This window comes from Wolbachia endosymbiont of Drosophila barbarae, assembly GCF_044752445.1.
Classification (GTDB): Bacteria; Pseudomonadota; Alphaproteobacteria; order Rickettsiales; family Anaplasmataceae; genus Wolbachia; species Wolbachia pipientis.
The window spans coordinates 1-11,504 of sequence record NZ_JBIXJM010000196.1; the positions used below are offsets into that span (position 1 = coordinate 1).

The 11,504-nt window shown below is 36.5% G+C and carries 12 protein-coding genes and 1 tRNA gene; 3 read left to right on the top strand and 10 right to left on the bottom strand.

Annotated elements, in window-relative coordinates; genetic code table 11:
- Nucleotides 1–134: 134 nt before the first annotated feature.
- Together ACIPNH_RS04225 and rpmE are read right to left on the bottom strand one after the other, a co-directional pair.
- Nucleotides 135–929: an NAD kinase gene (locus ACIPNH_RS04225; RefSeq protein ID WP_070356930.1), complete on the bottom strand. Its 795-nt coding sequence runs from the start codon at nucleotides 927–929 to the stop codon at nucleotides 135–137.
- 38 nt (nucleotides 930–967) lie between these two features.
- Nucleotides 968–1,171: a 50S ribosomal protein L31 gene (gene rpmE / locus ACIPNH_RS04230; RefSeq protein ID WP_007548602.1), complete on the bottom strand. Its 204-nt coding sequence runs from the start codon at nucleotides 1,169–1,171 to the stop codon at nucleotides 968–970.
- Nucleotides 1,172–1,299: 128 nt separating this feature from the next.
- Here rpmE and fabD point away from each other — a divergent pair, with 128 nt between their 5' ends.
- Complete coding sequence (gene fabD, locus ACIPNH_RS04235) at nucleotides 1,300–2,280, top strand: ACP S-malonyltransferase (protein ID WP_400771895.1); 981 nt, start codon at nucleotides 1,300–1,302, stop codon at nucleotides 2,278–2,280.
- Between the two features lie 39 nt (nucleotides 2,281–2,319).
- Here the strand turns inward: fabD and gpmI are convergent, their stop codons facing one another.
- From gpmI to ACIPNH_RS04270, 7 genes are all read right to left on the bottom strand, one after another.
- Entirely contained in the window at nucleotides 2,320–3,840 is a 1,521-nt protein-coding gene (gene gpmI / locus ACIPNH_RS04240) for a 2,3-bisphosphoglycerate-independent phosphoglycerate mutase (RefSeq protein WP_400771896.1), read from the bottom strand.
- Nucleotides 3,841–3,873: 33 nt separating this feature from the next.
- Nucleotides 3,874–3,945, bottom strand: a tRNA-Asn gene (locus tag ACIPNH_RS04245).
- A 633-nt stretch (nucleotides 3,946–4,578) separates the two neighbouring features.
- Nucleotides 4,579–6,090 carry a bifunctional phosphoribosylaminoimidazolecarboxamide formyltransferase/IMP cyclohydrolase gene (gene purH / locus ACIPNH_RS04250; protein ID WP_400771898.1) on the bottom strand — a complete coding sequence of 504 codons (1,512 nt, stop codon included), beginning with the start codon at nucleotides 6,088–6,090 and terminating at the stop codon, nucleotides 4,579–4,581.
- An 80-nt stretch (nucleotides 6,091–6,170) separates the two neighbouring features.
- The gene (gene fmt, locus ACIPNH_RS04255) at nucleotides 6,171–7,070 is read right to left on the bottom strand and encodes a methionyl-tRNA formyltransferase (RefSeq protein WP_264723984.1); all 900 of its coding nucleotides are present in this window, start codon (nucleotides 7,068–7,070) and stop codon (nucleotides 6,171–6,173) included.
- A gap of 12 nt (nucleotides 7,071–7,082) precedes the next feature.
- Nucleotides 7,083–7,448 carry a 50S ribosomal protein L20 gene (gene rplT / locus ACIPNH_RS04260; protein ID WP_015589254.1) on the bottom strand — a complete coding sequence of 122 codons (366 nt, stop codon included), beginning with the start codon at nucleotides 7,446–7,448 and terminating at the stop codon, nucleotides 7,083–7,085.
- 20 nt (nucleotides 7,449–7,468) lie between these two features.
- The gene (rpmI, locus tag ACIPNH_RS04265; RefSeq protein ID WP_007548610.1) at nucleotides 7,469–7,675 is read right to left on the bottom strand and encodes a 50S ribosomal protein L35; all 207 of its coding nucleotides are present in this window, start codon (nucleotides 7,673–7,675) and stop codon (nucleotides 7,469–7,471) included.
- A gap of 98 nt (nucleotides 7,676–7,773) precedes the next feature.
- Entirely contained in the window at nucleotides 7,774–8,217 is a 444-nt protein-coding gene (locus tag ACIPNH_RS04270) for a PAS domain-containing protein (protein ID WP_400771900.1), read from the bottom strand.
- A gap of 165 nt (nucleotides 8,218–8,382) precedes the next feature.
- Here ACIPNH_RS04270 and alaS point away from each other — a divergent pair, with 165 nt between their 5' ends.
- Nucleotides 8,383–11,016 (top strand): alanine--tRNA ligase, encoded by a 2,634-nt coding sequence (gene alaS, locus ACIPNH_RS04275; protein ID WP_264723983.1) that lies wholly within the window; start codon nucleotides 8,383–8,385, stop codon nucleotides 11,014–11,016.
- A 73-nt stretch (nucleotides 11,017–11,089) separates the two neighbouring features.
- Complete coding sequence (locus ACIPNH_RS04280) at nucleotides 11,090–11,242, top strand: hypothetical protein (RefSeq protein WP_400771902.1); 153 nt, start codon at nucleotides 11,090–11,092, stop codon at nucleotides 11,240–11,242.
- On the opposite strand, the gene ACIPNH_RS04285 is transcribed toward ACIPNH_RS04280, so the two are convergent.
- Complete coding sequence (locus ACIPNH_RS04285) at nucleotides 11,195–11,398, bottom strand: hypothetical protein (protein WP_400771903.1); 204 nt, start codon at nucleotides 11,396–11,398, stop codon at nucleotides 11,195–11,197. The two genes, ACIPNH_RS04280 and ACIPNH_RS04285, sit on opposite strands and share 48 nt — an antisense overlap.
- Between the last annotated feature and the right edge of the window lie 106 nt (nucleotides 11,399–11,504).

An 11,504-nucleotide genomic window follows, 5' to 3' on the forward strand; every position in this document is an offset into this window, starting at 1 on the left:
CACTCAACCTCCTTATCATCTTCTATCCTTATCTTATCACATCCGGACTTCTATGAAAAGAGCTATAATTACTATGCTGCATTGATTACGCTATAGTTATTAAGATATAGTAAATACCAATTTACGGATAATTATTAGTATAGAAATTGTCTATCAAAGATTCTTTCATTCAGAGGGTAATCTTTGTCAAAAAGCAAAGTTATTGTGTTTTCGTGGTCTTTTTGTATTTTTATCTGTGATATATTATGAAACTCCTTGTAATCTGATACTACAAGTGCTGGACGGTTTTTTGTGTCGTTAATGTCAATTTGTACGATCGTATCATTTGAAATTAGCGCTCCATTCCAATGCCTTGGGTAATAGCTATTGATGGAGGTTAATGCAAGTAAATTTGAATTTAGCGGCAAGATTGGGCCACCGGCAGAGAAGTTGTATGCAGTGCTGCCTGTGGGGGTAGATAATATTACTCCGTCCCCTCTAAATTTTTCTACTTTTAGCTTATCATTAATAGTAATATTCATCTCTACTATTTGGTTCGCTTTTCTAAAAACGTATACTTCGTTTACTGCTATGTAATGATATCTCTTGCCACTTGTGTCTGTTGCTTCCATTTTTAGCAAAGTTAACTGAGTTGAAGTTGCATGCTCTATATGATCAATTAAATCTTCACTGCAGCTAAAGCATTTATTCATCAAAAACCCAACATTGCCAGTGTTTATCCCATACACATGCATGTTTTTATTTTCTATGACGTAATTGTGCAAAGTGCGTAGCATAAAGCCATCACCGCCAACAACTATCAATAGATCGATTTCGGACTTATTTTCTTCTGTTATATTGATAAAATTAAGTTTCTTTAATAGTTTAGATACTTCCTGCGATTTTGGTGATGGAGAAGCAACATAGCCTATATTTTTGTATTTATGCATGCTTCAGTAAACTCTCTAAAACTTAAAGAGGAGGAGAATTAGAAAATGCTTCCATATTTATCGTTAAACTTAGCTAATTTGCTAGTTTTACTTGCTAACCCGCTTGTCAAACTTCCAGTCCATGCAGGGTGAGTAAGAGGATCTCTATCAAGTTTTACCCTATCTCCCTCCTTTCCATAAGTGGAACGAGTTTCAAACTCTTGACCGTCTGTCATAACTATAATAATTTTATGATAATTCATTGTTGTTTATAAACTTTTAGTCAGTTAACATTCTAGTGAACTTAATTCACTAAGTCAATCATTATTCTAAAATATTGACAAAAAATAAATAAAATCTTATACTTAATAAGGAATAAGTAATAATTATCATGATTTTCGCTTTCCCTGGTCAGGGCTCTCAGTTTGTAGGAATGGGAAAGAGCTTATATAGTGAGTTTTCCGTTGCAAGACAAGTATTTAATGAAGTAGATAGCATATTGGATAGAAAGCTGTCTCATTTAATCTTCAACGGTCCTATTGAAGAATTAACCATTACAGAAAACGCTCAGCCAGCTATAATGGCAGTATCAATTGCAATGCTACGTGTTATGGAGCATGTGTTTGGCAAATCTCTTTTCACTGATCACAATGTTAAATATGTTTGTGGGCATTCAGTTGGCGAATATACAGCGCTGTGTGCTGCAGGAGCGTTAACGCTTGAGTCTGCAATCAAGCTGCTGAAAGTTCGCAGCGAAGCAATGCATGAAGCTTCACTGAAATGTAAAGGCGGAATGGTTGCGTTGCTTGGAGCAGAGATAAATGAAGTGGAAGATATATTGAAATCAGTTCAAATTGACGGAATTTGTGAAATTGCAAACGATAACGGTGGCGGACAAGTGGTTATAAGTGGCACTAGAGAAGCTCTTGAAATGTTACCCGATTTATTCAAAAACTCGAGTGTGAGGAAACTAATTAAATTACAGGTTAGTGGGCCTTTTCATTCATCTCTTATGAAACCTGCTGATGAAAAAGTTTTGGAGTTTTTGAAGGGTATTAAAATAACCCGTCCTATAGTTCCTTTGATATCAAATGTTACAGCTAAAGGGGAGAGTGATCCCAAAGTTATAAAAACTTTACTCGCCAAGCAAGTTGTAAGCAGAGTGAAATGGAGAGAAATGGTTTTGTATATGTCAAGCCGTGGCATTAACAAATTTGTTGAAATTGGCCCTAATAAAGTTTTATCTAATTTGGTCAAAAGAATTGACCAATCTATCAGTACAAAAAATATAGATAGTATTGGTGATATTGACAGCTTCTTTAATGAATCATTAGTACTAACAGCGAAAAATTTAAAAGTTGGATTAAGTTAAAACACATCTATTTGATGTCATTCCGGTGCATAACGCTGCCTAGCTGGAATGACAGAGGGTAATGCAAGAAATCAACGAACTGCCTGTCATTTCGTTTGGTTTTTTAATTCCAAGTAGCTGTAAAATAGTAGGGGCAATGTCAGATAACCTTCCGTCTCTTAGTTTTAGATTATTGCAAGACACAATAAATGGCACTTTATTTAGAGTGTGTGCTGTATGAGGTGTATGATTTTCTTCATCGAACATACATTCCACATTACCATGGTCTGCAGTGACAATTAACGCGGTGTTGCTTGACTTTTTAACAGCACTCAGCACTTTTGCAAGACAATCATCTACAGCTAGCACAGCTTTCTCGGCTGCTTTTATATTACCTGTATGTCCTACCATATCAGGATTAGCGTAATTTACAACTATCAGTGCGAATTCTTGGGAGTGAATTTTTTCTACAAGCTTTTCTGTGAGCTCGAAGGCTGACATTTCGGGCTGCAAATCGTAAGTTTGAACTTTTGGTGAGGGAATGAGTATTCTTTCTTCACCAGAGAAAGGTTCTTCTTTTCCACAATTGAAAAAGAAAGTCACATGAGCGTATTTCTCGGTTTCGGCGATACGTAATTGTCGTAATTTATTGTCTTCTATTGTTTGTCCTAGAGTATCAGCGAAAGAAGTAGGAGGAAAAATATAAGGAATTTTGAGATCTTCTTTATACTTCATCATACTTAAAATTGAAGAGAATTTTGCTACCTTAGCGTAATCTGTTTTGCCAAGCAAAATACTTGCTAATTGTATCATTCGATCAGCACGAAAGTTAGCCAACAGCACTCCATCTTCTGGTTTTATACCTTGATAATCACCTATTACTGCGGGCCTGATAAACTCATCAGTTATGTTATTTTGATAGTTATTCTCAATCAACGATACTGCATTATCATGACAAGGTGCCTTTGCAAATGCGATAGCCTCATAAGCTTCGATTGTTCTCTTCCACCTGTTGTCACGGTCCATAGCATAGTAACGCCCAGAAACAGTAGCAATTCTTGTGTCATTTCCTTTTATACTCTTTGTAAATTCTTGAATGCATTTTTTTCCTGAATTTGGCAATGTGTCTCTGCCATCTAAAAATGCATGTATCACCACTTTTATTCCATGCTGTGATATTTTATTTGCTAAAGTTGAAATATGCTTTTGATGCGAATGAACACCGCCATCTGACACTAATCCCATTATATGGCATACTCCGTTCTTACTTTTTAGATTACTAATAAAACTTTGTAGATTTGCATTGTTTTCTATTGTTCCAATTTCTTGATTAATGCGCTGAAGGCTTTGCATTACTACTCTACCACTGCCAATATTCATGTGGCCAACTTCTGAATTACCTATTTGACCACCAGGTAACCCCACATCAGCTCCACAGGCGGATAAACTGCATTTTGGATAATTAGAGCTAATATATTGCCAACAGGGTGGATTTGCGTTGCTGATAGCGTTGTATTTATTATTCTCTATTCCATTTCCCCAGCCATCTAGTATACATAAAACCACTGATTTAATGTTCATATAAAATCAACACTAGAATTTCACAGAGAAACGCTCCCCGGGCCGGATTCGAACCAGCGACCAATTGGTTAACAGCCAACTGCTCTACCACTGAGCTACCGAGGAATAAACCGTTTTTAATTTACCATGTTGAACGTTGGTTGTAAACGTTTTTTGTGTAGACTTTAAGTCCAACTGGTCACAGAAACGAAAAAACTTACTTGGCAAACTCCGCCAGCCCCCTTATTGTAGTATTAAGGGTATTTCTGACTCAAAACTTGTTTTTGATCCGCGCGGGTTCAATAACAAAAATTCAGTAAAAAACTTGGAGTATCTATTGGCGGATTACATAAAATTATAGCGGCTGCATGTCTTTTTAATTTTTTCTACATTCAGCCAGATCGCGCTTATTTTAAGCGTTAGCACATTATTACAGCGCCAATTTAAAGTATTAGAGGGTCAAAACTCGTACCACGGGGCTTCTTTGCCTTTTTTTTTATTTGGTAAATTTTTTAACGTTTGTGGCTAAGCGACAGCCGTCATCCCGCTGCTTGTTAGCGAGATCTAGAGATACCGCGGCGGTATGACGGTTCGTGGCGGCGTGACGATAAGCTCGTCATCCCGCTGCTTGTTAGCGGGATCTTTTGTTAGCGCCGCGGCGGTATATTTGTCATCCCGCTAGCGGGATCTATGTTGAGAGATACCGCGAATGAATCGCGGTATGACGGTTTGTGGCGGTATGACGATAAGACACAAAGCCTAATGGAAAAAACTGCGAACGCTAGTGAAAAACATGGCAATTTTATTTTCATTTGCGGTTGCTATTACATCTTGATCTTTCAGCGAGCCGCCGGGCTGAATTATAGCTGTAATTCCATGTTTTGCACTTTCTACTATGCTATCTGGGAATGGAAAAAATGCATCTGAAGCAAGCACTGCACCTTTACATTTTTCACCTGCTTTTTTCACTGCAATGTTCACACTATCTATTCTGCTTGTTTGCCCTGCGCCGATGCCAATAGCACAACCATCTTTTGCTATAACTATTGCGTTGGATTTCACATGTTTACATATTTTCCAGGCAAAAATAAGATCTTCCTTTTCTTTTTCTGTTGCAGTGCATTCTGTTACTTGTTCTGCTTTTATTGTGTGGTCATTATTTTCTTGCACCAAAAACCCACCAACAACATTTTTAGTTTGGTATTTCACATTTTGTTGAAAAGATTTATGAATAATCACTCTTAAATTTTTCTTTCTTTGTAAAATTTTTAGTGCCTCATTGTTTACCGATGGTGCTATCACTACTTCCAAAAATATCTCGTTTAATTTTTCTGCTAGCTTTAAATCTATCTCCCGGTTTAAGGCAACTATACCACCAAAACTGCTTACTTCATCGCACGATAGAGCTTTTTCATATGCCTCCAAAGCATTATTACCAATAGCAGCGCCACATGGGTTATTATGCTTGATTATCACTGCTGCAGGTTCTTCGAATTCAGAAGTTATGTTAAGTGCGGATTCTATATCTACTATATTATTATAACTCAACTCTTTTCCATGTAGTTTTTCCAACGGATATTCTGTAAATTGATTACTATAAAATGCAGCTTTTTGATGGGGATTTTCACCATACCTGAGTTCTTGTACTTTATGCCCGTATAGAGCAAAAAACTCTGGTAACTCATTATTTTTACTCTGGGATAAAAACCAACTGTGAATATTAGAATCGTAGTGTGCAGTGAGAGCAAATGCTTTGGTTGCTAAGTGTTTTCTATATTCCAATGTTGTTTTATTGTTATTTTCTATCATCTCAGCTTTCAGTGCTTCATAGTCTTGAATGCTAGAAATAACTGAAGTAAAATGAAAATTTTTTGCTGCGGCTCTAATTAACGCCACCCCGCCGATATCAATTTGTTCTATAATTTGCTCCTCACTTGAATCGCTATTCACCGTCTCCCAAAATGGGTATAGGTTAGTTATAAGCAGGTCTATTGGCTCAATACCTAGATCTTGCACTTCCTTTTTATGCTTTTCTCGATCATAAAGTATTCCTCCATGAATTTTAGGGTGTAAAGTTTTCACTCTACCACCCAGTATCTCTGGAAATTGTGTGTAATCTGAGACCTCTTGTGTTTTTATTCCTGCACTAGATAGCACTTTATAAGTATTGCCCGTTGAAAGAATTTCTATTTGTTGCTGCGTTAAAAACGATGCAAGATCAATTATATTCGTTTTATCGTATACTGATATTAAAGCTCTTTTTATTTTCATTTTTATATGGAAAGTTTTTTAAGATTATATCTAAGAAAAGGAAATTTAGCTATTACATTTCTACACTAATTTAAAGCAGTCTATTCTATAAATTTTTTTACCATGCTTGATTTCAAGCCACGAATAAAATCTTCAATACTGCAAGGATTTCTCCCTTCCATTTGTACAACTTTAGGAATTAAAGTGCCACCTTTTAAACTTATGTGCATATTATCGTTAACAATTTTACCTTGTTCTGAAGCGAGAGCTTCAAAGTCAGCATCAAGTATCCTGATACGTTTATTTTCTATCTTAATGAATGCTTTTGGGTAAAACGCTTTAACCTTTCTATAAGCAACTTCACAAGCATCACTTGCATAAATTTTATAGTCTTCCACTTTGTTAGCGTAACATGCATCATTATCGCTCTGCTCTATAGGAACCTGTTTTTCAATTTCATTTAACACCTCAAGCAGTAAATCACTGCCTAATTCAGACAATTTATCATGCAATGTCTTGTAATTATCGTTCTTTTCGATAAGAAATTTTTCCTGTTTTAAAATAGGGCCGGAATCTAATCCTTCATCCAATTGCATAATGCTAACCCCGGTTTCTTGATCTCCTGCTAAAATTGTGTGCTGTATCGGGGCTGCACCACGCCACCTTGGTAGTAATGAAGGATGAATATTAATACAACCATATTTTGGAATATTCAAAATTTCTCTTGGAAGTATCAACCCATACGCGGCTACAACTGCAACGTCTGGTTTGAAATTTCTAAATTTTTCTTGCTCTGCCGAAAACTTTAGAGAGATAGGAGTACATACCTCTATGTTACTTTCTTCAGCGATAACATGTACTGGAGATTTCGTTGGCTTCTGTCCACGCCCCGAAGGTTTTGGAGCCTTGGTGTATACTGCCACCACTTCGCTCTTTGATTTCAGTAACAAGCTCAGAGAATTAACAGCAAATCCTGGTGATCCCATGAAAATAATTCTCATGGTGTCTTTGCTTTAAGAATTCTCTGCTAATTTACCACTTACAGCTTCTACTAATTTGGCAAAATCATCCTTATAATTAACGGCCATCTCAGCAAGAATCTTTCTATTTAAATCAATGCCGGCAAGTGTAAGACCATGCATAAACCTACCATAAGTAAGCCCATGCTCTCTTACTGCTGCATTAATACGTATTATCCATAAACCACGAAAATCACGTTTACGATTTCTTCTGTCTCTATAAGCATATTGCAGTGCTTTTTCAACTCTTTGTAATGCAATTCTATAACAACTTTTTGCGCGCCCTCTATAACCCTTTGCCAGTTTCAATATTTTTTTATGACGAGCGTGAGTAGTGACTCCACGTTTTACCCGAGCCATTTTATTTTACCTCCATTTTGTTAAATACCGTAAGGCATATGAAGCTTAACTATACGCGAGTCAGATTTACCAAGAATCGTTGTACCGCGCTGATTACGAATATTAGATTTACTTCTCTTTACCATGCCATGCCTTTTGCCTGACTGAGTAGAAATAACTTTACCCTTAGCTGTAAGGTGAAAGCGCTTTTTCACAGAAGATTTGGTTTTTAATTTTATTTTCTTCATATTCCAAATAAATTTACAAGCACTACTATTGAGTTCTTTAATAGTAATTAAGCATTAGTATAAATAATTTTATTAAAGAATCAAATTAAAATTGTATATTAAAGGAGTTTAAAAGTAATTACGCCCAATATGTGTGTTATACCTTCTTTATTCCCAAGTGGCAGCAATACTTGCCTCATTTTAACACTTTCACTTTCTTCCTCTTCATTGATCTGGCATTTACTCTCTATTACAGTATCAAGTTTATCAATAACTGCATCTATTTTATATAGTCGCAAAAATGGTGCATCAATTGCATACTTATTATCAATGCGCGTCTTTTTCTCAAAACCATAGAATTCAACAGCCTTTTCTCCTGCATTTTCACAAATATAACCTTGATCCTTGACTTCAATGACAAAACAATGCTGCCATGATTCCATTATTTCTGCAGTGTCTATTTCATGCCTTTCTGGCCAATCTCTGTCTGATCCTTTTATGTCATTCCAGTGTTGAGTCACCACATTTGCTATTCTTTTTTCTTTGCCTACATAAATTTCCATTCCAATTTCCACATATAAAACACAGATATGAGGTAAATTTATCGTGAATATATTGATTTTTTCTTACCACAAGGTGCATGTCACTAGAAGTTCTGAGATCTAGAGAGTGGTATTGATTTTATTTCCATTACAACTTATTATTTATAGATAACCTCAATAAAAACGATGAAGCTAAACGAAATCAGAGAAAGATTTATAAAATTTTTTGTAAATAATGACCACGAGCAGGTTTCTTCTTCTCCTTTGATTCCAGAACATGACCCAACGCTCATGTTCACAAATGCTGGTATGGTGCAGTTTAAAAATATTTTTACTGGTGCTCAAAAAACTGAAATGAAACGTGCTGTCTCAAGTCAAAAGTGCCTAAGAGCAGGCGGTAAACACAATGATCTGGAAAATGTTGGCTATACAACTCGGCATCACACATTTTTTGAAATGCTCGGAAATTTTAGCTTCGGTGATTACTTTAAGGAAACTGCGATAGAATTTGCGTGGGAATTTATCACTAAAGAGTTATCTCTTGATAAAAACAGACTATCCATAACCGTCTACCATACTGATGATGAGGCGTACGAGATTTGGCGTAAGATAAGTGGCTTTTCAAGTGATAAAATCATAAGAATTACAACGGATGATAACTTTTGGAGTATGGGAAGCACTGGTCCGTGCGGTCCATGTTCTGAAATTTTTTATGACCATGGGAGTCCTAATTTACAAGAGGGCGATAGAATTGTTGAAATCTGGAATCTGGTATTCATGGAGTTTAACAAAGATGAAGAAGGTAATTTACACAAATTGCCAAAAAAATGCATCGATACTGGAATGGGCCTTGAAAGAATAGCGGCTGTTATGCAAAACGTCCATGATAACTATGATATTGATCTATTTTCTGCTCTGATAAGTAAATCACAAGAGTACTGTGGAAGAACGGAAAATAAAATAGCGCATAAGATCATAGCAGATCATCTTCGCGCAGCTGCATTTCTCATCGCAGAAGGAGTGCTTCCTGGAAATGAGGGCAGGAATTACGTATTACGCAGATTAATTAGGAGAGCCACACGTTATATTCACCTGCTTGGATATAATGATTCCCTACTCCATCGTATTTTTCCAGTGTTGATAGATAGCACGAGTTCGGCTTATATGGGAGCTGAATTAGTCAGAGCTAAAAGCTTAATAGAAACGACGTTAAAATCAGAGGAAGAAAACTTTAAAGACACTTTGATGAAAGGTATCAATCTCCTGGAGAAATTCACTACAGATTTAAAATCGGGCGATACTTTGCCTGGAGAATCAGCGTTTAAGCTATATGACACCTACGGATTTCCTTTGGATATTACACTTGATATTTTAAAAGAGAAAAAAATAAATTTTGACCAGAAGGGTTTTGATGATGCAATGGGAGAACAAAAAGAGAGAGCACGTGCTAAATGGGCTGGATCTGGTGAAAAATCTGTTGAGCAAGTATGGTTTGATTTGATCAATAAATTTGGCAAAACAAAATTTGTTGGTTATGAGTTCAATGAAGTAAGTGATGCGAAAATACTAGCTATAGTTTCCTCTAAAAATGAAGTAATTGATTCTGCAAAGGAGGGAGAAAAGATAACCATTATACTTGATAAAACACCTTTTTATGGCGAGTCAGGTGGACAAGTGGGAGATACTGGCAGTCTGATCAAATCTGATAGAAGTATTATTATAGTCGAGAATACCAATAAGGTTAATGACCTATATTTGCACAGATGCATAGTTAAGTTCGGTTCAATTTGTAAAGGTAACACAGTTGCAGCAAGCATTGACAAGGAAAGAAGGCAAACCTTAAGAAGAAATCATTCAGCTACACATCTTCTGCACTTTACACTCAGAAAAATTCTAGGTGACCATGTCACTCAAAAAGGTTCCCTAGTTGCACCGGATAAGTTACGATTTGACTTTAGTCATAACACTCAAGTTACTCAGGATCAGCTATTCTTAGTAGAAGATATGGTAAACTCTCTAATCAGAGAAAACCTTTCTACATCTACAAAAATTCAGAGCATGAATCAGGCAATAGACGAAGGAGCTATGGCGTTATTCGGTGAAAAATATGGCAACCAAGTAAGAGTAGTGAAGATTGGAGATTCAAGAGAACTGTGTGGTGGCACACACGTTGAACATACTGGAGAAATTGGTTTATTTAAGATAGTAACAGAAAGTTCTGTTGCTTTTGGAGTGAGAAGAATTGAAGCTTTAACTGGTCAAGAAGCAATCAATTATGTACGTGATAATGAAATTAACTTAAAAAAAGTTGCAGAATTCGTAAAAGCGCCAGCAAGTGAAATAATAAACCGATTAAATATTTTAAATCAAGAGCGCAAAGAATCTGAAGCTAAAATAAAAAATTTATATAAAAAACTTATAAGCGCAGAGAGCATAAAAAGTACTGAAATAAATGGAATAAATTTTGTAAGTCATGCTTTTACCAATATTCCAGCGAATATAATAAGAGAGTTTGTTTTGCAGCAACAAAAACCAAAAACGATAATAGCTTTCACGGCAACAGAAAAAGATAAAACAGTCTTGATTATTAAAGTAAGTAAAGACTTAATCAATAAGATTAGCGCAAAAGAACTAATATCCATAGCAGTTGAAAAGAACTGTGGTGGGAATGCTGAACTTGCACAAACAGGCTGTGATAGCAATAAAATAGATGATGCCATTACAGCCATTTATAGCAAAATAACAGCTTCTAAGCACTCTACGTCATACCACCACGAACCGTCATACCGCCGCGGCGCTAACAAGCAGCGGGATACTTAACCATCGTCTACACCGTCATACCGCGATTCATTCGCGGTATCTCTTAGCATAGATCCCGCTAACAGGTAGCGGGATGACGGTTATCAGGCTAGCTGTCATCCAAGTAGCTCGACTACTTGGATCCAGGAAAAAGAATGGTGTCATGAAAGTAGCTGACACTGATTCCTTTATGATGGTGTCATCCCAGTGCTTGACACTGGGATCCAGGAAACTTAATTGCAAGTAATGCATTGGATTTGGTGAGTATGGGTTTTGCGTTATAGAATGAAGCACTTTTGGTGAATTTATAAAGAAAGCTGGATCCCAGTGTCAAGCACTGGGATGACAAGGTATAAACCTTATCGTCATGCCGCCGCGAACCGTCATACCGCGATTCATTCACGGTATCTCAGCCGCTAACAAGAGATCCCGCTGCGGAATGACGGTTGTCGTTCAGCCACAAACATTAAGAAATTTACCAAATGAAAAAAAGGCAAAAGAAGCCCCGT